Annotated in this window: 23 protein-coding genes; 14 read left to right on the plus strand and 9 right to left on the minus strand. The window is 38.3% G+C overall.

All coding sequences use genetic code 11. From position 1 onward, the window contains the following. The first annotated feature begins 177 nt into the window (after positions 1-177). The 11 genes from htpX to nadA are packed head-to-tail and all read left to right on the plus strand — an operon-like array spanning position 178 to position 12,160. Positions 178-1,035, plus strand: coding sequence for a zinc metalloprotease HtpX (htpX, locus tag THC_RS00080; protein ID WP_068511542.1), 858 nt, complete (start codon positions 178-180; stop codon positions 1,033-1,035). 20 nt (positions 1,036-1,055) lie between these two features. After that, a complete protein-coding gene (locus tag THC_RS00085) occupies positions 1,056-2,783 on the plus strand; it encodes an ABC transporter ATP-binding protein (RefSeq protein WP_068511545.1) in 1,728 nt (575 codons plus the stop codon). 9 nt (positions 2,784-2,792) lie between these two features. Next, a complete protein-coding gene (gene ispD, locus THC_RS00090; protein WP_068511547.1) occupies positions 2,793-3,467 on the plus strand; it encodes a 2-C-methyl-D-erythritol 4-phosphate cytidylyltransferase in 675 nt (224 codons plus the stop codon). A 32-nt stretch (positions 3,468-3,499) separates the two neighbouring features. Further along, positions 3,500-4,177: a hypothetical protein gene (locus THC_RS00095; RefSeq protein ID WP_068511550.1), complete on the plus strand. Its 678-nt coding sequence runs from the start codon at positions 3,500-3,502 to the stop codon at positions 4,175-4,177. Between the two features lie 13 nt (positions 4,178-4,190). Continuing rightward, positions 4,191-6,128 (plus strand): aconitate hydratase, encoded by a 1,938-nt coding sequence (locus THC_RS00100; protein ID WP_068511551.1) that lies wholly within the window; start codon positions 4,191-4,193, stop codon positions 6,126-6,128. Between the two features lie 5 nt (positions 6,129-6,133). Continuing rightward, positions 6,134-7,069, plus strand: a complete 936-nt coding sequence (locus THC_RS00105; RefSeq protein ID WP_082706218.1) for a lytic murein transglycosylase — start codon at positions 6,134-6,136, stop codon at positions 7,067-7,069. Then, a complete protein-coding gene (locus THC_RS00110; protein WP_068511554.1) occupies positions 7,050-8,204 on the plus strand; it encodes a M24 family metallopeptidase in 1,155 nt (384 codons plus the stop codon). The genes THC_RS00105 and THC_RS00110 overlap by 20 nt, the downstream gene beginning before the upstream one ends. Positions 8,205-8,232: 28 nt before the next feature. Next, a complete protein-coding gene (locus THC_RS00115) occupies positions 8,233-9,894 on the plus strand; it encodes a CTP synthase (protein ID WP_068511556.1) in 1,662 nt (553 codons plus the stop codon). Next, positions 9,891-10,739 (plus strand): PHP domain-containing protein, encoded by an 849-nt coding sequence (locus THC_RS00120; RefSeq protein ID WP_068511559.1) that lies wholly within the window; start codon positions 9,891-9,893, stop codon positions 10,737-10,739. The genes THC_RS00115 and THC_RS00120 overlap by 4 nt, the downstream gene beginning before the upstream one ends. A 54-nt stretch (positions 10,740-10,793) precedes the next feature. Further along, positions 10,794-11,219: a hypothetical protein gene (locus THC_RS00125; RefSeq protein ID WP_068511562.1), complete on the plus strand. Its 426-nt coding sequence runs from the start codon at positions 10,794-10,796 to the stop codon at positions 11,217-11,219. A gap of 26 nt (positions 11,220-11,245) precedes the next feature. Then, entirely contained in the window at positions 11,246-12,160 is a 915-nt protein-coding gene (nadA, locus tag THC_RS00130; protein WP_082706219.1) for a quinolinate synthase NadA, read from the plus strand. Here nadA and THC_RS00135 read toward each other — a convergent pair whose 3' ends face one another. The 9 genes from THC_RS00135 to infB form a co-directional block, all read right to left on the minus strand. Beyond that, positions 12,161-13,039, minus strand: a complete 879-nt coding sequence (locus THC_RS00135) for a phosphoribosylaminoimidazolesuccinocarboxamide synthase (protein ID WP_082706220.1) — start codon at positions 13,037-13,039, stop codon at positions 12,161-12,163. Between the two features lie 14 nt (positions 13,040-13,053). Continuing rightward, the gene (locus THC_RS00140; RefSeq protein WP_231938354.1) at positions 13,054-13,392 is read right to left on the minus strand and encodes a Rho termination factor N-terminal domain-containing protein; all 339 of its coding nucleotides are present in this window, start codon (positions 13,390-13,392) and stop codon (positions 13,054-13,056) included. A 592-nt stretch (positions 13,393-13,984) separates the two neighbouring features. Next, a complete protein-coding gene (locus THC_RS00145) occupies positions 13,985-14,605 on the minus strand; it encodes a MarC family protein (RefSeq protein WP_068511575.1) in 621 nt (206 codons plus the stop codon). Continuing rightward, complete coding sequence (locus tag THC_RS00150; RefSeq protein ID WP_068511576.1) at positions 14,596-15,483, minus strand: lysylphosphatidylglycerol synthase transmembrane domain-containing protein; 888 nt, start codon at positions 15,481-15,483, stop codon at positions 14,596-14,598. The genes THC_RS00145 and THC_RS00150 overlap by 10 nt, the downstream gene beginning before the upstream one ends. Continuing rightward, entirely contained in the window at positions 15,473-16,426 is a 954-nt protein-coding gene (gene truB, locus THC_RS00155) for a tRNA pseudouridine(55) synthase TruB (protein WP_068511580.1), read from the minus strand. Before truB ends, THC_RS00150 begins: the two co-directional genes overlap by 11 nt. After that, complete coding sequence (locus THC_RS00160) at positions 16,423-17,391, minus strand: DHH family phosphoesterase (protein ID WP_068511583.1); 969 nt, start codon at positions 17,389-17,391, stop codon at positions 16,423-16,425. Before THC_RS00160 ends, truB begins: the two co-directional genes overlap by 4 nt. Beyond that, positions 17,392-17,736 carry a 30S ribosome-binding factor RbfA gene (gene rbfA, locus THC_RS00165; protein WP_068511586.1) on the minus strand — a complete coding sequence of 115 codons (345 nt, stop codon included), beginning with the start codon at positions 17,734-17,736 and terminating at the stop codon, positions 17,392-17,394. A gap of 11 nt (positions 17,737-17,747) precedes the next feature. Next, a complete protein-coding gene (locus tag THC_RS00170; protein WP_068511587.1) occupies positions 17,748-18,038 on the minus strand; it encodes a DUF503 domain-containing protein in 291 nt (96 codons plus the stop codon). Position 18,039: 1 nt separating this feature from the next. Beyond that, positions 18,040-20,538, minus strand: a complete 2,499-nt coding sequence (infB, locus tag THC_RS00175; protein WP_068511589.1) for a translation initiation factor IF-2 — start codon at positions 20,536-20,538, stop codon at positions 18,040-18,042. Between the two features lie 107 nt (positions 20,539-20,645). Here infB and kdsB point away from each other — a divergent pair, with 107 nt between their 5' ends. From kdsB to gltX, 3 genes are read left to right on the plus strand one after another with little or no spacing between them, the layout of a single operon-like run. Then, entirely contained in the window at positions 20,646-21,377 is a 732-nt protein-coding gene (gene kdsB / locus THC_RS00180) for a 3-deoxy-manno-octulosonate cytidylyltransferase (protein ID WP_068511591.1), read from the plus strand. Beyond that, entirely contained in the window at positions 21,374-22,189 is an 816-nt protein-coding gene (gene amrB, locus THC_RS00185) for an AmmeMemoRadiSam system protein B (protein WP_068511595.1), read from the plus strand. The genes kdsB and amrB overlap by 4 nt, the downstream gene beginning before the upstream one ends. Before the next feature lie 12 nt (positions 22,190-22,201). After that, a complete protein-coding gene (gene gltX / locus THC_RS00190; RefSeq protein WP_068511598.1) occupies positions 22,202-23,596 on the plus strand; it encodes a glutamate--tRNA ligase in 1,395 nt (464 codons plus the stop codon). The last annotated feature ends 265 nt before the right edge of the window (positions 23,597-23,861 follow it).

Genomic DNA, 23,861 nt, shown 5'->3' on the forward strand with positions numbered 1-23,861 from the left:
TAAATGCTCCTATATAAGTTTAGATCCTTACAAAAAAAGAAGGGTGGTAAGAGGTGGGAGGAAAAGTAGTTGAAAAAATCCTATAGAGTCTCAAAAGATATGGATGCATGCAAATGCTTGACAATGGCCTAAATTTACTTATATTTTTTATTAAATTTGGTCATGGAGGTGAAAAAAATGTTTAATGTCTTTAAGACTTTTATTTTTCTGGCTATATTAACGGTTCTTTTTATTTTGGTTGGTTCCCTTATTGGCGGTAAAACCGGGGCAACTATAGCCCTTTTTATGGCTGGAATAATGAATTTTATAGCCTATTTCTTTTCTGATAAGCTTGTGCTTGCTATGAGTGGAGCTAAGCCAGTAAGCCGTGATGAAGATCCCGAACTCCATGCTATTGTAGAAGAGGTTGCCAGAAGGGCAGGGATTCCAAAACCTCAGGTATATGTTATCCCTACAGAGACCCCTAATGCCTTTGCAACAGGAAGAAATCCTGAAAAAGGTGTGGTTGCAGTAACAATGGGGATTAGAAGACTTCTTGATAAAGAAGAGCTTGCAGGGGTAATAGCCCATGAAGTAGCCCATATCAAAAATAGAGACATTCTTATTTCCACGATTGCAGCAACTATAGTTGGAGCCATAAGTTATCTTGCTCAAATGGCTCAATGGGCCCTTTTCTTTGGAGGAAGTCGAGAGGATGAAGATAGAAATCCCCTTGCACTTGTTGGCACCTTAGTTGCTATTATCATTATTCCTATTGCTGCAACCCTTATTCAACTTGCTATTAGTAGAAGTAGAGAGTATTTAGCAGATGAAACAGGAGCCAGGGTAATTAAAAATCCCCGAGCCTTAGCCAGGGCTCTTGAGAAACTTGATTCCTGGAATAGGGCTTATCCCATGGATGTTAATCCAGCCCAGGCTCAGATGTTTATCGTTAATCCTCTTTCAGGAAAAAGCCTTTTATCTCTTTTTTCTACTCACCCCCCTATAGAGGAACGGGTAGCAAGGCTTTATAGAATGGCCCAAGGCGGCTTTTAATTTTTATTTGGGATTAACCTTTGGAAAATGAAACTTTAAGGTTTATTAAATATATCCTAAAATATGCACAGGGTTTTCTAAAACCCCTTTTTCTTGGGCTAATTTTTTCGGTCCTTTCTTCTTTTGTGACTGGTCTTGGCACCTGGTCAATTAAACCTATTTTTAACTTTGTTTTTCTTGAAAAACACTATGAGTATTTCAAATATGTCCCCCTTTATCTTGTTTTAATTTTTACTTTAAATGGCCTTTTTTCTCTTTTTCAGGCTTATTTTATGAAAAGCTTATCAACAGGAATAATTAATAGTATTCGTCTGGATTTATTCAAAAAATGTTTGACTCTTCCCTATGCAAAGCTCCAGAGAGAAAGAAGCGGTCAAACTGTTTCTAAGGTAATTAATGATACCTCTCAAATAGAGCCCATTCTGGGGGAGAGTTCTCAAACCTTGATTAAAGAAACATTAACTGTTTTGGTTCTTTTGGGGGTTGCCTTTTATCAGCGCTGGGATCTTACTTTACTTGCCCTTATTACCCTTCCTGCCATTGTTCTTGGAACCAAATATCTGGGAACAAAGACACGAAGGGCCAGAAGATTAACTCAGGCCTCAACCGGTGAACTTACCCATCGCATGAGTGAAATCCTTCAGGGAATTAAAGAGATTAAATTGGCAAGTTCTAAAGAGATTTTAATTAAATTTTTTGCTAAGGAACTTGAAAAATTTTATAAACTTAGCCTTAAGGTAACCAAATATCGAGAGTCTTCAAAAAGTTTAGTTGATTTAATGACTGGAATAGGTGGAGCTATTTTGATTGGATATGGTGGGGTATTGATTATAAGGGGGGATCTTAGTCCAGGAGCCTTTCTTTCTCTCTTGACAGCCATCCTTCTAATTTTTAATCCCATCCGTAAGATTGCAAGGGCTTATACTGGGCTTAAAGAGGCTCAAGGGGCCTGGATTCGTATTGAGGAGGTCTTTAATCTTGAAGAGGAAAAAGGAGGTTATATTAAGGCAACTTCACCTCAAGAGGGTTTTTTCCTTAAAGGGGTTAGTTTTTGTTACGATGATTCCCTGCCTAAGGTCTTAGATAACATCAATTTAAAAATTCCTGCCCGAAAAATGACTGCTTTAGTAGGACCAAGTGGAGCAGGAAAAAGCACCTTAATATCCCTTCTTCCAAGGTTTTATGATCCAACAGAGGGAGAAATTTACTTAGATAATAAACCTTTAAAAGAATTAGATCTTGAGAGCTTGCGAGGGCTATTTGGAATGGTCTGGCAAGAGCCTTTCCTTTTTAATTTGTCCATTTGGGACAATCTGATTCTTGTTAAACCCACAGCCAGTGCAGAAGAAGTAAGAGAGGCCTGCAGATTTTCTCAAGCCTTAGATTTTATTGAAGCCCTACCCAAGGGTTTTGGAACAATCCTTGGAGAAGAGGGCTTAACTCTTTCTGGAGGACAAAAACAGAGACTGGCTTTAGCCAGAGTTTTTTTAAGGCGCCCCCCTGTGATTATTCTTGATGAGGCAACCAGCCAAATTGATAGCTTAACAGAAAGGGCTATTGAATCTGCTCTGGATACACTCCGTAAAGACCACACTCTTATTGTGATAGCCCATAGACTTTCAACTATTATTAAAGCAGATAAAATAATTGTTTTAGATAAAGGCAAGATTGTATCAGAAGGCACCCATACTGAACTTTTAGGCCTTTGTCCTCTTTATAGAGAACTTTATCATACCTTTGTGCGCTGAGGTATTGGAATGGTCTCAGTTTTAATCCCCTGTGCTGGAAAGGGCTTAAGGCTAAAAGCTGAACTTCCTAAACAATTTCTATCTCTTAAGGGCATCCCTCTTTTTATTAGAACTTTAAAAATATTTGATAACCATTCCCATTGTTCAAGTATAATTTTATCGGTATCTCAAGATTTTAAACAATATATTAAAGAAACCTTATTAAAATATTCCATTAAAAAGGTTTATGCTATAACTGAGGGAGGGGAAACTCGTCAAGAGTCTGTTTACAGGGCCTTGCTTGCTTCTCCTAAGGAAACAGAGATTTTTTTAATCCACGATGCTGTTAGGCCCTTTGTTTCTTCTGATTTGATAACAAAGATTATTGAGGAAACCAGGATCCATTCCGCAGTTATTCCAGCTATACCTGTAAGAGATGCTTTAATTAAGGTTCAAGATGATTTTCTTAAAAGGGCCATTAGTAGAGAGGGCCTCTACTTAGTTCAGACCCCTCAAGGAGTCAGAGCTACGCTTCTTAGAGAGACAATGGAGAGGGCTTTTCAAGAGGGGCTTACTTTTCCCGATGAAGGCTCTCTTCTTCATTATTATGGTCATCAGGTAAAGGTAATTTCAGGGTCTTTTCTGAATTTTAAAATTACATATCCAGAGGATTTCCTTCTTGCAGAAAAATTAATCTCTGAGTAAAATAGAGGTCAAACTTTCAACTATAATCGGATATGGAAATACAACTTTTTACTTTACTTCCTGAAAAACCAGAGGACTTTCTTAATTTTGCTACTGCAGGCCTGAAAATCCCTCAAGAAGATGCCTTTAAGCTGTTCTTTCTAACCTTTAAAATTAAAGCCAGTAGAGACACCCCTATTTATGAATGGTTAGAAAGAACTCCTTCCTTTATTAAATTTGATGAAATAGCCAAAAATCAATTTTTGCTTACTCTTTCTATTTTTACTCTCAGAGACTTATTAGTTGAACACTTTGATTTAAAATTTACAAAAAATCTCTATCTTTCTGTAAAGGATCTTTTGCCAAGTTCCTTTTTAAAGGGGTGTTTACCTAAGAGAGAGGTTATTGTCTCTAAGGATTTATTTTTTGAGGTTCTATCCAGGAAAAAAATTAATCAACTTCCTCCTTTTTTGAAGGTAAGGCATCTTATTTTAACTTTTCATTTTAAGGGAAACTGCGATGACTTACTTATGCTTACACCGAGCCTGAGTTTTTTTGTTTTAAGAAGAATTAAAGAAGGGCTTTATGAGATTTTTTTACCTCAATCTATATCAGAATTTGTATGCTTAGCCAGGGATTTTACAGAAAAAAAATTTTTTAAAAATATTGAGATGGAGGCTTTATTTTATCAATTAAGAAGTTTATTTCCTGAATGTTTTGGAGAAATATAAAGGAGGTAGCCCTATGGGAATGAATCTTACCCAAAAGATTATCTCAGCACATTTAGTAGCTGGAAAGATGAACCCTGGTGAGGAGATTGCTATCAGAATTGATCAAACCTTAACTCAAGATGCTACAGGCACTATGAGTTATCTTGAGTTTGAGGCTATTGGAATTGATAGGGTTAAAACTGAGCTTTCTGTCTCCTATGTTGATCATAATTTGCTTCAAACAGACTTTAAAAATGCTGATGATCATCTTTTTTTGCAGACTATTGCTATGCGTTATGGAATTTGGTTTTCCAAGCCTGGCAATGGAATCTGCCATCAGGTTCATCTGGAGAGATTTGCAGTGCCAGGCAAGACTTTAATCGGGTCTGACTCTCATACTCCAACAGCTGGTGGATGCGGAATGTTAGCAATTGGAGCAGGGGGGCTTGATGTGGCAATGGCTATGGCAGGAAAGCCTTTTTTCTTAAGAATGCCTAAGGTGGTAGGAGTTTATCTTTTTAATAGACTAAACCCATGGGTTTCTGCAAGAGATGTAGCCCTATATCTTCTTTCCCTTCTTACAGTTAAGGGGGGACTTGGGAAAGTTCTTGAATACTTTGGTGAGGGAGTAAAGACCCTTTCTGTTCCAGAAAGGGCAACTATTTGTAATCTTGGAACAGAAATGGGGGCTACAACGAGTCTTTTTCCATCTGATGAGATAACTCAAGCCTGGCTTATTGCTCAGGGCAGAGAGCAGGATTTTATTCCTCTTGCAGGAGATGCAGATGCAAGATATGATGAAATTATTGAAATAGATCTCTCTAAAATTGAACCTCTCTGTGCCTGTCCTTCATCCCCGGATAATGTAAAAAGAGTATCTGAAGAGGCAGGAAAACCCGTTTTTCAAGTTATAATTGGGTCATGTGCAAACTCAAGTTTAAAGGATTTAATGGTAGTCTCAAAGGTTATGGAAAGGTATAAAACTCACCCTATGGTCTCCTTTGAGATTAATCCTGGTTCTTTACAGGTCTTAGAGAATTTGACAGCTTTGTCGGGTCTCCGCAGTCTTCTTGAAGGAGGTGTGAGGATTCATCAATCCGGTTGTCTTGGTTGTATTGGAATGGGCCAGGCTCCTCCAACTAATGCCATTTCTCTTAGAACCTTTACCCGTAATTTTCCGGGAAGGTCAGGCACAAATCCAGATTTCGTCTATTTAGTCTCTCCTGAAACTGCAGTTGCCAGTGCTATTAGGGGAGTAATCACCGATCCAAGGGAGCTTGGAGATTATCCAGAAATTTCTCTTCCCGGGCGTTTTTTAATCAATGATTCTCTCTTAATTCCACCTTTACCAGAGGAACAGGCAAGAAAAGTAGAGATTATAAGAGGCCCCAATATTGCACCTTTACCAGGTTTTGATCCTCTGCCTGAGGAACTTGAGGGAGTTTTTCTTCTCAAAGTGGGTGATAATATTACAACAGATCATATTATGCCTGCCGGTGCTCAGATCTTACCTTTAAGAAGTAATCTTCCTGCCATAAGTCAATATGTTTTTAAAAATGTCTGGGCAGATTTTCCCAGAGAAGCCCTTTCTTTAAAGGAGAAAGGGCTTTCGGTAGGAGTTTTAGGGGGTGAAAATTATGGTCAGGGATCAAGTAGAGAACATGCAGCCTTAGCCCCAAGGTATTTAGGGGTAAGGGTGAAACTTGCCCGTTCCTTTGCCAGGATTCATAGAAGTAATCTTATCAATTTCGGAATTCTTCCTTTAACCTTTGAAAATTCTCAAGATTATGAGAGGCTTGAAGGGGGAGACCGCTTTCATATTAAAAATCTAAAAATGAATCTTTCTTCTGGAGAAAAGAGGTTTAAAATAGAAATTGAGGGTAAGGGAGAGATTTGGGCTATTGGTGATTTTACAGAGAGGGAAAGGGCCTGTCTTCTTGCAGGATCACTTTTAAATCTGGCCAAGGAGTAAAGAGAATGTTTTTTGGAGTGGCTCTGGGATTAATTTTTTTAATAGCTTTTTCTCAGTCTCCAGAAAAGCCTTTACAGAGTTCTTCTCCCCAGTGTTTTTCAGAATTTAAGGCCGAAATTCGTCCCTATGCAGAGCAATTGCTAAATCGTATTAAGGAGGATTTGAAAAATAAAGTCCCAGAGGATTACATTAAGGAAGTGCTTTGCCGAAAAGAGCTTTCCTTTTCACCGGAAATTATGCTTAAAAGTCTTACCTGGAGAGAGGTCAATTTACCGTATCATCAGTTCTTTGAAAAAGAAAGACTAAAGAGGGCTAAAAGTTTTATAAAGGAAAATATAGAGCTTCTTAATGCGCTTGAACAACATTTTCAGGTAGATAAGGAGGTTATAGTTTCTATATTTCTTATTGAGACTGATCTTGGAAGAAAAACTGGGCGTCACAGGGTGTTAAACACCTTTTTTAGTTTAGCTCTAACTGGAGAGGAAGATCTTTTTAAAATTTATCTTCAAAATCAACCAGAGATTGATTTTTCTAATGAGACTGTCAAAAAGCGCTGGGAGAAAAGGAGCAATTGGGCCTATAAAGAGCTTTTATATTTTCTTGAAATTGCTTATAAAAATCAATGGGATCCCTTTGAGATTAAGGGCTCAATTTTTGGGGCCTTTGGTTATCCCCAATTTGTTCCTAAAAGTTATGTTGTTTACGGGTATGATTGGGATGGTGACGGAAAGGTTGATTTATATTCAATCTCTGATGCTCTGGCAAGTATTGCTAATTATCTTCAAAAAGAGGGTTATAAGATTGCGTCAGAAAGAGCAGAAAAAAAGAGAATCATCATGAAATATAATATAAGTGAACCCTATGCTGAAACTGTGCTCAAAATTGCTGATACCTTAAAGAATCTCTCTCTTACTCAAAATAATGAACTTAGAGGAAATTGAAAGAAGACTTTCCCTTTTTAAGGGTAAACTAAAGGATAATAGTCTTGATGTAGCCCTTGTTTTTTCCCCTTTAAACATTTACTATCTAACGGGCCTCTGGATAAAGGGTTTTTTATTCGTTACCTCAGATGATATAGCTTTGTTTGTGAGGCGCCCCTTTGAACAAACTAAAAAGTTATGTAAATTGCCTACTTATTTTTTAGAAGGCTTTAAAAGTCTCTCTGAGATCCTGAAGGAAAAATGGGGTCATAAGATAGGGCTTGAATATAGAGCCTTTTCCTGGGAAGAAGGAGAGAAATTAAAAAAAATTCTTAAAGATTTTGAATTAGTCTCTCTGGATAATATTATCTGGGATTTGCGAATGAAAAAGAGTCCCTTTGAGATTGCCTGTCTTAGAGAAGCTGGTAAGAGACTCTCTAAGGCCCTCAATATCACTTTAGCCCAGTTTAAACCTGGTATGAAGGAGCTTTTTGCAAGTGCTCTTTTAGAAAAGGCCTTAAGAGAGCTTGGCCATCCAGGTTATACGAGATCTGTTAATAATTTTGAGCTTTCTTATGGTTATTTGATTTCAGGAAAGGAAGGTCTTTTTGCTTTACCCTTTACCACAGGAGAGGGAGGAAGAGGTTTAGAAGGCTTTCCTGGAGGAGCAAGCTTAAAAAGACTGAGAAAAGGTGAGGCTATTTTAATGGACTTTAGTGGTTTTTATAAGGGGTATTATGTGGATCAGACGCGGATGGCAAGTTTTGGAAGGGTTAAATTAGCTGAACCCTTTTACAGAGCTTCCTTAGAGATATTAACAAATCTTGAAAAAATTGCTAAACCAGGTATTTCCTGTTCTGAACTCTATTGTGTTGCTGAGAACATAGTTAAAAAATATGGATTTCAAGAGTTTTTTATGCGACATGGGGATAAGATCAATTTTCTTGGACATGGCGTTGGCCTTGAAATAGATGAGCCACCTGTCATTAGTCCACGCAATGAGCAAAAACTTGAAGAGAATATGGTGATTGCCCTTGAACCAAAGTTTCACATTCCAGACCTTGGAGTAATAGGTCTTGAAGACACCTTTTTGGTTACCTCTGCAGGACTAAAAAGATTAACTTTATATTCAAGAGACTGGATATATCTCAATTAGATATTAAATTAGGGCAGAGGAGGAATCTATGAAGAGGAAAAGAAAGCTTCATACGAAGTTTATATTTATAACTGGAGGGGTTCTTTCATCTCTTGGAAAGGGGCTTGCTGCAGCATCTCTTGGCGCTCTTCTTGAAGCAAGAGGCCTCAGGGTTACTTTTCAGAAACTTGACCCCTATATTAATGTGGATCCCGGCACCATGAATCCCTTTCAGCATGGTGAGGTCTATGTCACAGAGGATGGGGCTGAGACAGATCTTGATCTTGGACACTACGAGAGATTTACTTCAGCGGTTATGTCTTCTAAAAATAATTATACCTCTGGAAAAATTTATTTTTCAGTAATCACCAAGGAAAGGAAGGGAGTTTATCTTGGCGGAACCGTTCAGATTATTCCCCATGTAACAGATGAGATAAAATCTGTTATTCTTGAACTTGCCTCCAAGGATGTGGATGTGGCTATAATTGAGATAGGGGGAACTGTAGGGGATATTGAGAGTCTTCCCTTTCTTGAGGCTATTAGACAACTTGGTTATGACTTAGGTAGAGAAAACGCTCTTTACATTCATCTTACCTATGTTCCTTATATTCAAACAGCTGGAGAACTAAAGACCAAGCCTACGCAGCATAGTGTTAAAGAACTTCGGGCCATAGGTATCCAGCCTGATATTCTTCTCTGTAGAACTGACCGCTTTCTTCCACAGGATATCAAAAGAAAGATTGCCCTCTTTTGTAATGTGGAAGAGGATGCGGTTATTACAGCTAAGGATGTAGAGTGTATTTATGAGATCCCCCTTATCTTTCATCAAGAGGGTCTGGATGAAAAAGTAGTTGAGAAGCTTAATATCTGGACTCGAGAACCTGACCTTTCCGCTTGGCAAAATCTTGTTAAGACCTTTACCCAGCCTAAGGATGAAGTTACTATCGCTATAGTCGGGAAATATGTTAATCTCAAGGATTCTTACAAATCTTTAAATGAGGCCCTTGTGCATGGTGGTATTGCACATCAACTTAGAGTGAAATTAAAATTTGTTAGTTCAGATGAACTTACTCTTGAAAATATAAAAGAGGCCTTTCAGGATGCTGATGGAATTTTAGTTCCAGGTGGTTTTGGAATGAGGGGTATCGAGGGAAAGATTCTGGCTATAGAATATGCCAGAAAAAATAAGATACCCTATTTTGGTATATGTCTTGGTATGCAGCTTGCAGTAATTGAGTTGGCAAGAAATGTCCTTGGCTGGAAAGAAGCTAATTCAACGGAATTTGATCCCCAGACTCCTTATCCAGTTATTTATCTAATGCGGGAGTGGTTTGATTACCGAAGAGGTTGTATTGAAAAAAGGGAGGAGGGATGTGACCTTGGAGGCACTATGCGCCTTGGAGCCTATCCCTGCAAATTAGTAAAGGACTCCCTTGCCTATCAGGCCTATAAACAGGATGAAATCTTTGAAAGACATAGACATCGTTATGAATTTAACAATGCCTTTAGAGATGATTTGATTAAAGCAGGATTAAAAATAGCTGGAACTTCACCTAATGGGGAACTTGTTGAAATAGTTGAACTTGAGGATCATCCCTGGTTTGTAGGGGTTCAGTTTCATCCTGAATTTACCTCTAAACCTTTAAAACCTCATCCTCTGTTTGCAAGTTTTATTTCTGCATCCTATGCTAAGAAAAGGGGAAAGCTATGATAGATTTACATACCCATTCTACAGCCTCAGATGGAACCTATTCTCCATCCGAGCTTGTGCATCTTGCTAAAAAAGAAGGCCTCAAAGCCTTAGCTTTAACTGATCATGATACCCTACAGGGATTAAAGGAAGCTTATGAAACCTCGCAGGTAGAAGGCTTAGAGTTTCTCTGTGGGGTTGAAATAAGCATTAAAATAGAGGGCCCAGGGCACTTTCACCTTCTTGGGTATTTTTTAACACCGGAGATACCATCCTTGGAGACAACCCTTCTTTCTCTTCAAAAGGCAAGAGATAAAAGAAACAAGTTAATGCTTGAAAAATTGCAGGCTCTTGGGATTGATATTACTCTGGAAGAGCTTGAAAATATTGCACAGGGCGAGATTGGAAGGCCTCATTTTGCCAAGCTTCTTATTCAAAAGGGAGTGGTAAAGACCTTTCAAGAGGCCTTTGATAGATATCTTAAAAAAGGTGCTCCAGCCTATGTCCCTAAAGCCCTTTTAACTCCAGAAGAGGGAATCAATAAAATTCTTCAAAGTGGTGGTATTCCTGTTTTGGCGCATCCTATCACTCTAAAGTTAAATGAAAAGGAACTAAGTAATTATTTGGCTAAGCTTAAAGAACTGGGAATAAAAGGTGTAGAGGTTTATTACTCTGAGCATTCTAAAACCTTTACAGAGTTTCTCTATACAGTGGCTAAGCGTTTAGATCTTCTTATCACAGGGGGGAGTGACTTTCATGGCACAAATAAACCCGATATAAAACTTGGTCGCGGTTTTGGTAATTTGAAAATACCCTATGAGGTTTTTCTGAAACTTAAAGAGGCCCTTGAAAAAATTAGCTCTTGACGGAAAATTTCAAAAGATTAAAATATAAAGTATAGAATACAAAAAGGGAGTAAAATGGAGCCTCAGGTTAATTTTGGAATGTCCGAAATAAAAAGTTATATCCAAAAATTTTTTGAAGAGGAATTAGAAAGAAAATTTAATGAATTTTGGGAGGCCAAACTCAGATTTAGAGAAGAAAAATTGCGAGAGCTTTCATTACTTGAGCGCATTATTAGAGTAGAGGAGGAACTTAAGGCCTTAAAGGAAATACAGATTCAGATGATAAATATGTTTAATGCCCGTTTTGAGGCCCTACAAAGGGAAATGGACAAAAGATTTGAGGCGATGGAAAAGAGATTCGAGGCGATGGACAAAAGATTTGAGGCGATGGAAAAAAGATTCGAGGCGATGGAAAAAAGATTTGATTTTCTTCAGAAGTTGATTGCAGGAGGCTTTGCCTTTTTAACTCTTCTTATTACCCTTTTCAAATTTTTCTCATAAAATTATATCATTACATGGGAGGTTCTTTGAATAGAGAAAGCCTCATAGAGGAGATTTTAGCACTTAAGGAAAAAAGAAAGGCCATTATTTTGGCTCATAATTATCAGCCTCCAGAAATACAAGATATTGCGGATTTAAGGGGAGATTCCCTTGAGTTAAGTCTTAAGGCCAGTAAGACTGATGCAGAGGTCATTGTTTTTTGTGGCGTTTTTTTTATGGCTGAGACCGCCAAAATAGTTTCCCCCCAAAAAAGAGTTTTAATCCCTGTTGCAGGAGCCTGTTGTGATATGGCCAATATGCTCTCCCCTGAAGAGGTGGTAAGGCTTAGAGAGAAATATCCAGGTATTCCTGTGGTAACTTATGTTAATTCCACTGCAGAGGTAAAAGCTTTGAGTGATATTTGTTGCACATCTGCTAACGCTGTCAAAGTGGTGGGGACTTTTTCTGAAAAAAAAATTCTAATGCTCCCTGATATGAATCTGGCAAGATATGTGCAAAGATTTTATCCAGATAAGGAAATAATATATTTTGAGGGTTTTTGTCCCTTTCACCATCTCCTTTCTCCTGAGGATATTTATCAAGCCAAAGCGGAGCATCCTGAAGCTATTTTTATTGCTCACCCTGAATGCAGACCTGAGGTGATTGATCTTGCTGACTATGTGGCTTCAACCAGTGGAATGTTAAGGCTCGCAAAGGAGCTTCCCCATGAAGAATTTATCATAGGAACAGAAATTGGTCTTCTTTATCCTTTAAGTAAAGTTGCCCCTGAGAAAAAGTTTTATCATCCTGCTCCTGATAAGATGCTTTGTCCTTCGATGAAAAAGACCCGCCTTGAGGATGTCCTTAATGCCCTTAAAAATTTTGAATTTGAAGTAACCTTACCTGAAGAGATTAGATCTAAGGCCTATCAGGCTGTCAAAAGAATGCTTGAACTGAGTTAATTAAGAGATAAGTCTCCTTAGGGCTTCAAGGTATTTCTCTCTGGTCTTATGAACAATCTCAGAAGGTATTTCAGGAGGAGGAGATCCATCTTTCCAGCCAGAATTTTTTAACCAATCCCGGATAAATTGTTTGTCAAAGCTTTTCTGATGTCTGCCCGGTTGATACTCCTCCTTTGGCCAAAATCTTGAGGAATCTGGTGTTAATACCTCATCTACAAGGATAAGCTTATCTTTATAGACTCCGAATTCAAACTTAGTATCTGCAATAATAATACCTCTTGTTTCCGCATAGGAACTTGCTTTTTTATAGAGATTTAAAGATATCTCCTTTACCTTTTCAGCAACTTCTTCTCCAGTTATCCTTTTCATCTCCTCAAAACTAATATTAATATCATGCTTTCCAAGCTCAGCTTTTGTGGAGGGAGTAAAAATGGGTTCAGGAAGTTTATCACTTTCCCTTAATCCCTTGGGCAATTTTAACCCACAGATCTCTCCTTTTTCCTGATATTCCTTCCAGGCAGATCCAGAAAGGTAACCTCGCACAATACACTCAACTGGAAGAACTTTGGCCTTTTTTACAAGCATACTCCTATCTTTAAGAATCTCTTCGTAGGGCTTTAAGACCTCAGGATACTCCTTAACATCAGCGGTTATAAGATGGTTCTCCACGATATCCTTAAGAAAATTTAGCCAGAAAAGGGTCATAAGGGTGAGTATTTTTCCCTTTTCAGGAATAGGAGTAGGAAGAACTACATCAAAAGCTGAAATGCGGTCTGTAGCAACAATTAAAAGAGAATCCCCAAGGTCATAAATATCACGCACCTTTCCTCTATGTAGGAGAGGGACACTGGTTAGATTTGTTTCAAAGAGAGCCAGCAAAGAAAGATTCTCCTCTAAGCAGATAAACGTGCAAGTTTGCGGGTTTTCTTTTTAAAGGCGCTTGCAAGTCTTCTATATCTTTCGTATTTAATCCAATCTTTATTTTTTTTAGCCTCATCTGCTAAAGCCTTAAATTTTTTGACCTTGGCTTTTATTTCTCGTATGGAGGCACCAACTTTTTTTGGCTCTTCCTTTATGCCGTAAACCTTTTTTAAAGCAGAGATGAGTTCCTCTTTATTCATTCCATGCACACCAGAGATTTCAGGAATCTGAAGGGCAATTTCTCTGAGCTCTTTGATGGTCATCTTTTCAAGTTTTTTTTCAAGCTTTGGTAGTTCCTTATTTTCCTCCATCGACATACCTCCTACAATTTTTTTGTTTATAATATAAGCATGTCTCCTTTGCTCAATTTTGTCCCTCAACTCCCAAAAGCCTGGTTGGGCTAAATGCTTTCGCCACATGGGAGGATAGAGTAAGGGACAACTTTAATTCTATTCCCATCAAAAATTTAATAAAAGGATTAATAATTCCGAGGTGATTTGCCATGGCTAACATTTTTACCTTACCCTATTTTCTGATAGTTGACTCCCAAGGATTTTTTAGATTTTTAAAATACCATCAAATTTCAAGAATTCAAGCTAATGTATGCTTCCATATCTTTTGAGACTTAAGAAGATTATTCTCCTACCTCGGTTGTAGGAAAATGAACCTGTATTTTGTAGGGGTAATCCTGTGCGTTTGCCCTCTTTTGGTAGATCTATGTGTTTGCCTGTTATGTGATCCTTTATAGTATTGGGCAGACACGCAAAGATTGGGCAGTCACTATAGATTTGCCCATCTTCTCACCTCTCACTTCTCACCTCTCACTTCTTACCACTCTTCCTTTTTCTTGTAAGGATATGAACCTATGCAGAATATTGTGATCCCTGGATCTTTTTCTTATCTTTAAAAGGGAATAAAATTTTTTATACCGTGAAAGATATATTCTATGGCAATACTTGCCAAAATAAGTCCCAGAAGTCTCACTACAGCCTTTGTTCCCAGATCTCCAAAAAATTTGAAAATTTTGTTTGAATGGGAAAGAATAAGATAGGTAATTCCTGCCACAAGAAGGATGGTTGTAAACACCGTCAATTTTTCCGGAAGCCCCCTTCCTTCAGTGAGGATAATAACAGTTGTTATAGCTCCTGGGCCTGCAAGATAGGGAATCCCAAGGGGGACTACGGAGACATCTTCTTTTTTTTGAACCTCTCTTTCCTCTTCAGGTGTTGCCTTGGCACTCCTTTCTTTTCCAAGAAGCATTTCCATAGCAGTTAAAAATAAGAGGATACCACCAGCAATTTTAAAGGATGGAAGAGAGATATTAAAAAAAGAAAGGAGATAGTTGCCAAAGAAAAGAAAGAGTGATAAGGTAATAAGTATAGTCAGACTTGCTCTTAAGGCAATCCTTCTTTTATCTTTTTCGCTGTAATTTGCGGTAATGCTTAAAAAAAAAGGGGCTCCTCCAATGGGGTCAATAATGGTAAAAAGGGCAATGAAAGATTTTAAAAAGAAGGCTAAGTCCATTTTCTTTTTAAGTAGAAAAGAATTCCAGGAAGGGCTGAAAGCAATATCAAACTATAACCAAGTAGACCAATGGAGACCCCATACTCAACAGGATAATGAAGTAAATAGAGGAAATAACTTAAGGTGCCTTCCCTGACTCCAAGACCTGAAATACTCAAAGGAAGAGCAGCAAGAAAACTTATAACCGGAATAATCACAAAAAACTGACTAAGAGAAATATTAACCCCAAGAGAATTCCCGAGAAAGACAAATTGAAAAACAAAAAGGATTTGAATAAGGAGACCTAAAAAAAGAGGTTTTAAAACAAAAGGCAATCTCAAGGGATTAAAAAAGGGTTCCTTTAAAATAAAAGTCAAAAATAAGCTGAAAAGCAGAAAGACTGCAAGAGAGGTATAAACGATTAAAAGAAAGAGAAAGCGTATTTTTGAAGGCAAAAATTCTGAATAAAGGGGTAAAGAAATGGAAAGGATTAACATGATACCCAGGAGTCCAAGGGCTCTATCCAAAACTACACTGAAGCTTGCCTTTTTCCAATTTAACCCAGCCCTGGTTAAACAATAAGATCTTAAAGCATCACCTGCTATGATGCCAGGAAAAATAGTATTAAGAGAAAAGCCCATAAGATAATTTCTGAGGTAAAAAAAGAGTTTTTCCCGAAAATTCCATGCTGAGCAAATCGTTTTCCATCTAACAGCTACAAGAACTTGAAAGGTTATTACACAAAAAAGAGCAAGGATATAATCATAAATCTTCATGCTTTTCCAAAGGGCAAAAATTTTTTCAAAGTCGGTTTTTTTGAAAAGATAAAAAAGAATTCCAAAGGAGATTCCAAAGCGAAGAAGAATTAAAAAAGCGGATTTGACTTTTTTAAATTCCATTTTTGAAAACTCTTAGATAACTTATGTAAGGCTTTTCTTTCTGGTGAAGGGGATTTTCAATTATGGCAACTAATCTTCCTTTAGGATCCAGAAGGCGAATCCACTTTTCTGTAAGGGATAAACTTAATTTTTGAAATTTGATCAAGGATAAAAAGGCGGTTCGATTAATTAAATGCCCTTCCCTTACTCTTTGCGAAAAATCTTCACTAATTGTGACCTTAGGAAGGAACTCAAGGGCTTTGGAGAGGGGGATCAGAATTTCCTTTATTTTTTCTGGATTATTTTTTACTATATTCTGAATTTCTTCAAGGGTGTGGGCCTGCTCAAGGGTAAAGATACTCTTTTGAGTTCTTCTAAGAGAGGCAAGGACCGCTCCACAGCCTAATTTTTCACCCAACTGGTGCACTAAGCTTCGCACATAAGTTCCCTTAGAGCATTTAAGATAAAAGGTGCATCTTCCCTCTTTAAAGTTTTTAATTTCAAACTGATAGACCTTTATTTTTTTAGGTGCCTTTGGAATTAAGAGGCCATCTCTTGCATATTTATAAAGAGGTCTTCCTCTGAATTTGGCAGCTGAATAGGGAGGAGGAATCTGCTCAAATTCACCCAAAAAATCTTTAACTACTCCTTGGATTCTTTCAAGAGTTATATCCTTAACCTCATATCTTGCCAGAACCTCTCCGGTTATATCGTAAGTATCTGAAGTAAGGCCAAGCTGGAACTCTCCTTCATAAGCCTTATCACCTTCAAGAAAGATCTGGGCAACTTTGGTAGCTTCATTCAAAAAAATAGGTAAAACCCCTGTTGCAATAGGATCAAGGGTTCCTCCATGTCCAGCTTTTTTAACCTTGAGAAGTTTTTTAATCTTTTCTAAAGCAGAAGTTGAGGTTTCCCCTGTTGGCTTATCCAAGACAAGAATTCCACTTATGCCCTTTTCTTTCACAGATATTCCTCTAAGGTCTTTTGAAAATCCTTTAAAAAGTCTTCAAGCGATATATTATTCACAGTAAAACCACAAGCAAATCTATGTCCTCCCCCTCCATACCTTTTGGCTAATGGTAAAACCTCAACAGGAGCCTTACTTCTTAAACTTACTTTGATCACCTTTGGTTTGGACTCTTTAATAAAAGCAGAGATCTTAACCCCCCTTATTGAGCGCATAAAACCAGCTAAATCATTTAAGGCCTTCTCTCCTCCAAGAGCCTTCAGCTCCTCAAAGGTTAGGTAGGAAAAGGCAATGGTTTTATCTTTTAAAAAGGTTAACTTTTGGAGAAGGCTCTTGAGAGCCTCAATCTGAGAAAAAGGGATATTTTCAAAAAGCTCTCTGGCTATGTATGATGGTCTTGCCCCGTAATCCAGAAGCTCCTGAGCTACCTTAAATATATCTCCTTTAACATTTTCATAACGGAAACCACCTGTATCATAATAAAGACCTGCAAGTAGGTTTTCTGCAATATCAGGAGTAATTTTTATGTTCAGCGCCTTTAATACACGAAAGATTAAAACTGTAGTTGAGGCCTCTTCTGGGTTAATACAAAGTATGGGAGATGAAACTTGAAATGTCTCACACTCTTCCCTTTGATGGTGATCAAAAATTAGAACTTCCTTTGGCTTAAGCTTTGTTCTTATGTCTTCAGGAATCCTTTTCTCGCACTGGGCATCAAATATAACAAGCAGATCCATATCCAAAGAGTTTTTTATATCTTCAGGCCCTCTAAGTTTTTCAATTCCCTTTAGAAATAATGCATTTGAAGGGAGCTCCTCAACCAGAGGGAGACAATTCTTTTCCGGAAAGGCAAGGGTAAAGGCAAGCATTGAAGCGATACCATCTACATCTGGATTTTGATGTGTGACAAGCACAATCCTTTGGGCAGAATCTATAGCCTGGAAAATGGGTTCAATTAACATTTAAATCTCAGGTTTTTTGATTTTTTCAAACAATGCTATAAGACGCCTTTCTTCCTCATCAGAGGTATCTATTTTAAACTCAATCTCAGGCATAAATTTAAGAGTTATTTTCTCTGAAAGTAATCTTTTGATATATCCTTTAGACCGGTTTAGGGCAGATTCTATCTCTTTGGGATCATTATCAAAGACTCTAAAAAAGATAATGGCCTTTTTAAGATCTGAGCCAATTTTAATGCCAGTTATACTGATTATATTTTTAAAAATAGGGTCATTTAGTTCATATAAAACTATTTCGGAGATAGCTTCTCTAAGAAGGCTGGCAACTTTTTCTGATCGTCTGGACATGTCTTACGACCTCAGTAATCAAGATATTCCACATCGGCACTGATCATTTCAAGGGCACTTTCTTTTTGGATAAAGTCAAGAAGAGTAGTTAGCCTGCTATCCACAAAAGGTCTATCTTTTCCAACCACACTTATACCCAGAACAATCCTTTGCCAGAGGTCATGGCCATCAACTTCTGCGATAGAGACCCTTTTGAAATTTGCCTCAATTCTTTGCATAAGAGCTCTCAAAATCTGTCGTTTAGCTTTTAAGGAATTGGGTTCAGGAAAATAAAGCTCAACTCTTGCAACTCCTACTACCATATTAGAGTTCCTGACTGATCTCCTTTATCTCAAAGGCCTCAAGGAGATCCCCCTCTTTAATATCATTGAAGTTTTCAATCTTAATACCACATTCATAACCAGCCTGAACCTCTCTGACATCCTCTTTAAATCTCTTAAGACTGGCAATTTTTCCTGTATATATAACTACTCCATCTCGGATAACTCGTATTTTATGGTTTCTATTAATGTTTCCTTCTCTAACATAACATCCTGCTACGACTCCAACCTTCGGAACTTTAAATGTGGCTCTAACCTCAGCCACACCACCAACTACTTCTTCATAGGATGGTTCAAGAAGTCCGGTCATGGCCTTCTTTATGTCCTCAAGGAGGTGATAGATAACATCGTAAAAGCGGATATCTACTCCTTCTTTCTTAGCTATTTCTTTAGCTTGAGGGGAGGGTTTCACATTAAAGCCTATTACAATAGCATCTGAAGCTGAAGCAAGCATAACATCACTTTCACTGATGGCTCCAATGCCTGCACGAATAATACTTACCCTCACTTTATCGGTAGAAAGCTTTACCAAGGAACTTTGAAGGGCCTCTAAGGTTCCCTGAGTATCTGCCTTAAGAACTAATTTAAGCTCCTTTAATTCTCCCTCAGAGAGTTTTTCAAAAATTTTTTCAAGACTAATCTTAGCTTCCTTAGCTGTTTCTGCTTCTCTGGCCTTGCGCTGACGATACTCAGCTACCTTTCTTGCCTTTTCCTCATCTTCAAGAACAAAAAAGTCATCTCCTGCTGAAGGGAGCTCTTCAAAACCAAGAATTTCAACCGGGGTTGAAGGGGTAGCTATACTTAATCTATTTCCGTAGCTATCAAACATGGCTCTGACTCTGCCATAGGTGTTTCCACAAACAAAGATATCTCCCTCTTTTAAAGTCCCTTCTTGAACAAGAATTGTAGCTACAGGACCTTTGCCCTTGTCAAGTCTGCTTTCAATGACTCTACCTCTTGCTGGTCTTTCATAGGCAGCTTTTAGGTCTAACATCTCCGCCTGAAGTAAAACAAGTTCAAGGAGATCTTCAATTCCAATTTTATTGCGGGCAGAGATATTGGCCATAAGGGTCTCTCCACCCCATTCTTCAGGGACAAGCCCAAGTTCAGCTAATTGAGATTTAACTTTTTCAGGGTTGGCATTGGGTTTATCAATTTTATTTATAGCTACAACAATTGGAACACCTGCGGCACGGGCATGTTCTATGGCCTCTTTAGTCTGTTCCATAACCCCATCATCAGCCGCAACAACGAGGATCACGATATCCGTTACTTGAGCTCCCCTTGCCCTCATGGAGGTAAAGGCCTCATGCCCTGGAGTATCAATAAAAGTAATCTTTTTTCCTCCATCTAAACTTACTGTGTAGGCTCCGATGTGTTGAGTTATTCCACCAGCCTCTCTACTAACTACATCCGTTTTTCTTATTGCATCAAGAAGTGAGGTCTTTCCATGATCCACATGACCCATGACAGTTACTACTGGAGGCCTTGGTTTGAGTTCCTCAGGAGAGGGAGGGGTATATTGCAAAAGAATTTCCTCTTCAATTAAGGCTTTTTCAACTTGATATCCAAACTCATCCGCTAAAATAGCCGCTGTGTCAGGATCTATAGATTGATTGATAGTAAGAGGCATCCCTAATTGTAGGGCTCTTTTAATGAGGTCTCCAGCCTTTACCCCCATAAGCTTAGCCAGTTCTCCTACCTGAATGGATTCAAAAACTCTTATTTTTTTCTCCTTAGGAGGAAGGGTAGATGGTCTTGAAGGGGCTTTTTCTCTGCGGGCAGGAGCCTTTATATGCGGTTTTTCTTCCTCTTCTGGAAATTCTTCAAAAAGAGTTGTAACCTCCTCTTCAAAGATCTCTTCAATTTCTTCTCTTTCTTCCTTTGCCCTTTTAAAGGAAGGGGCCTTCTTTTTGGGTTTTCTTTTCTCCTCTTTTAATTCCTCTTTTTTCTTTTTGCGTGGCTCTTCTTTTTCAGGAACTTTTGGAATCTCAAGGGGTGGAGCTTTGGTCTCTTCTGTAATTCCTTTTGGTCTAAAGGGTCTTTCTCTACGGGGTTTGAATTCAGTAACTATCCTTTTTTCTTGAGGGGCTTCAGAAATAACTTCCTCTTCTGTGCCTTCAGAAATCTCTGGTATCTCTTTTAGTTCCTCTTCAGTCTTAATGGTAAGTTTTTCTTCCTCTTCAAGGATAGGTGGAGAAGGAGGGGGCGAAGGAGGGGAGGGAGGAATTTCTTCTTCAGGTTCTGCCCTTTTCTTAACAATTAATTTTATTTTTTTGGGTTTTTCTTCTATTTCTTCCTTTTTGATAATGATAATCTCATTTTTTGGCTTATAGAGTTTACGAATCTCTTCTGCCTCCTCTTCCGTGAGGGTAGAAGAGACAGATTTTATAGAATATCCCCTTTCTTTTAGATCCTGTAATAGGTCCTTAGGATCCAAATTTAATTCCTTGGCCAGTTCATTAACTTTAATCTTTGCCATCTAATATAACAGCCCCTTTAAAGAAATTTTTTTAATCTTAATCTTAAAGTCTTAAAATTCAAGGTCTCTCTCTTTTTTTTTGGAAAAGATAGATTAATATTTAAGTTATGAAACAGGTTATCATTATTCCTGCTCGTTATGGTTCAACTCGTTTTCCTGGGAAACCTTTAGTTCAACTTTTTGGGAAACCATTAATTCAACATGTTTATGAAAGGGCACTTGAATCAGGGCTTAAGGAAGTTTATGTGGCAACTGATGATAAAAGGATCTTTGATACAGTGGTAGACTTCGGTGGTAAGGCGGTTATGACTGGTGAACACCCCTCAGGAACGGATCGCATCTGGGAAGCGGCAAACATTCTTGGCTTAGCCTCTGAGACTCTTATCATTAATCTTCAAGGTGACCAACCCCTTTTCCCTTCTGAGTATTTTTCTCTTTTGCTTAAGCCTCTTTTATTTTCTACTGAACTTTCTATGGCAACCTTAGCTGTTCCTATTCATTCAAAAAAGGATTTGGATAACCCTCATAAAGTTAAAGTAGTTTTGGATAAAAAGGGTAGGGCCCTTTATTTTTCAAGAAGCCCCATTCCCTTTTTTAGACCACCAGGTAAAGAGCCCATCTATTTAAAACACATTGGTGTATATGCTTACCGTAAAGAGTTTCTGGATATTTTTGTGAGACTTCCTCTGGGAGAGCTTGAGCAAGCTGAAAAGCTTGAGCAACTCAGAGCTTTAGAGTATGGATACTCCATTGCTGTAAGCCTTGTTCCAAGAGATATTCCTGAGGTGGATACTCCTGAAGATTTAGAGATTGTTAAAACTTGCTGGGAGAAACTATGAAGAGACCCCCGGTGGTTGCTAACTATTTTTATCCTGGAGATAAAGCAACCCTCTCTTCCATGCTTGAAGAGCTTATTGAATTTTCAGAGGAGAAGCTGCAAGCTAAAGGAATTGTTGTTCCCCATGCAGGGTATATTTATTCAGGTAAGGTTGCAGGTAAGGTTTACGGAAGAATTGTCCCCCCTGATTTTGCTATTATTCTCGGGCCCAATCATACAGGGCTTGGAGCTAATGTTTCCCTTTTTGGAGGAGAGGCCTTTTTAACCCCTTTTGGTGAGACAAAGATAAACACTGAGCTTGCTAACCTAATCCTTGAAAGATGTCCTTTTCTTGAGGTAGATAACCTTGCCCATCAGAGAGAACATTCCCTTGAGGTTCAGCTCCCCTTTTTGCAATATTTAAATCCTGAGGTTGAAATTGTGCCTATTTGTTTAATGGACCTCTCTTATACAGAGATAGAGGAGCTTGGAAGTGCTCTTGGCTCAGCTATAGAGGAATTTGAGGAGAAGACAGGTGAAAATGTGCTTCTTGTAGCAAGCTCAGATTTTAGCCACTATGAGACTCAAAATATCGCTATGCAAAAAGATTCACTTGCAATTGAGGCTATTTTGGAACTATCAGCAGAAAAACTTCTTCAAGTAGTTTATGAAAGAAGTATAAGTATGTGCGGGGTATTACCTGTTGCGGTTAATATAATAGCAAGTAAGATACTTGGAGCTGAAAAGGCTATTCTTATTGATTACAAAACCTCGGGAGATATTACTGGAGATTATTCCGCTGTAGTTGGTTATGGAGGTATAATTTTTTATTAAGGAGGTTTCAGATTGAAAGAGGTTATAACACGCTTTCCTCCAAGTCCAACCGGACACCTTCACCTTGGTGGAGCAAGGACTGCCCTTTTCAATTTTCTCTTTGCAAGACACCATAAAGGAAAATTTATTCTTCGCTTTGAGGATACGGATAGAGAAAGATCAAAGGATGAATATGTGGACTCTATACGAGAGGCCTTAGAATGGTTGGGATTAAATTGGGATGAAGGCCCCTTTTTTCAGAGTAAGCGTTTTGAGATATATCAGGAATATGCTCAAAAACTTTATGCAGAGGGTAAGGCCTATTACTGCGAGTGCACAAAAGAGGAGCTTGAAGCCCGCAAAAAGAGCCTTCTTGAGAGGGGGTTAAAGCCTCGTTATGATGGCCGATGTAGAGAAAAGAATCTGCCCCAAGGTCCGGGAAGGGCTTTAAGAATAAAAGTGCCTGATCTTTCGGAAATAGTCTTTGAAGACCTTTTGCGTGGTAAGATCCTTTTTCCTCCGGATGAAGTAGATGACTTTATCATTCTTCGTTCAGATGGCTCTCCAACCTATCAATTTGCTGTGGTAATTGACGATTTTACCATGGGTGTAACCCATATAATCAGAGGAGATGATCATATCTCAAACACCCCCAAGCAACTTATTATTTATCAACTTCTTGGAGTTTCTCCACCTCAATTTGCTCACATTCCCATGGTTCTTGGGTCTGATGGAGCAAGGCTTTCTAAAAGGCATGGAGCAAGATCTATTCTTGAATACCGGGATGAGGGCTATCTTCCTCAGGCAGTAGTAAATTATCTGGCAAGGTTGGGCTGGGGTTATGGAGATCAGGAATATTTTACTCTTGAGGAGCTTATTGAAAAATTTGATTTGAGCAGGGTTAATTTGTCTCCAGCCCGTTTTGATCCGGATAAGATGCTTGCCTTTAATGCCTTTTGGATTAAGACCTTAGACAATGGTGAGATCTTAAAGCATCTTAGATCCTTTTTATTTCCTTATTCAATAGAGAGATTTTCAGAGGATTATCTTTGTAGAATCCTTGAGAGTGTGAAACCAAGGGTAAAGACCCTAAAAGAGATGGCTGAGATGATAGACTTTTATCTTCTTGATGAAGTAAAAGTAGAAGAGAGTGCCAGAAATAAATTTTTGACCCCTCAAATTAAACCCCTTCTTGAAACCTTACTTTTAGATATGGAGAGGCTTAATTTTGAAGATGAGAAGATTCTGGAAAGGGAGTTTAGAAATCTTGCTGAGGCCTCAGGTCTTAAGTTAAAAGAATTTGCTCAAGCAGTTAGAGTTGCCCTGACAGGACGGACTGTAAGTCCCCCTCTTTTTGAGGTTATGAAACTCTTGGGAAAAGAAAAGGTTAAAAATAGGCTTGAAAAGGCTATAAAAATGATATTTTAGGAGTCAACTATCAGAAAATAGGGTAAGGTAAAAATGTTAGCCATGGCAAATCACCTCGGAATTATTAATCCTTTTATTAAATTTTTGATGGGAATAGAATTAAAGTTGTCCCTTACTCCATCCTCCCGTGTGGCGAGAGCTTTTAGCCCAACCAGGCTTTTGGGAGTTGAGGGACAAAATTGAGCAAAGGAGACATGCTTATATTATAAACAAAAAAATTGCAGGAGGTGTATTAAGATGTGGGATCTTTTAATTTTAATTGCAG

This window comes from Caldimicrobium thiodismutans, from assembly GCF_001548275.1.
GTDB classification, from domain to species: domain Bacteria; phylum Desulfobacterota; class Thermodesulfobacteria; order Thermodesulfobacteriales; family Thermodesulfobacteriaceae; genus Caldimicrobium; species Caldimicrobium thiodismutans.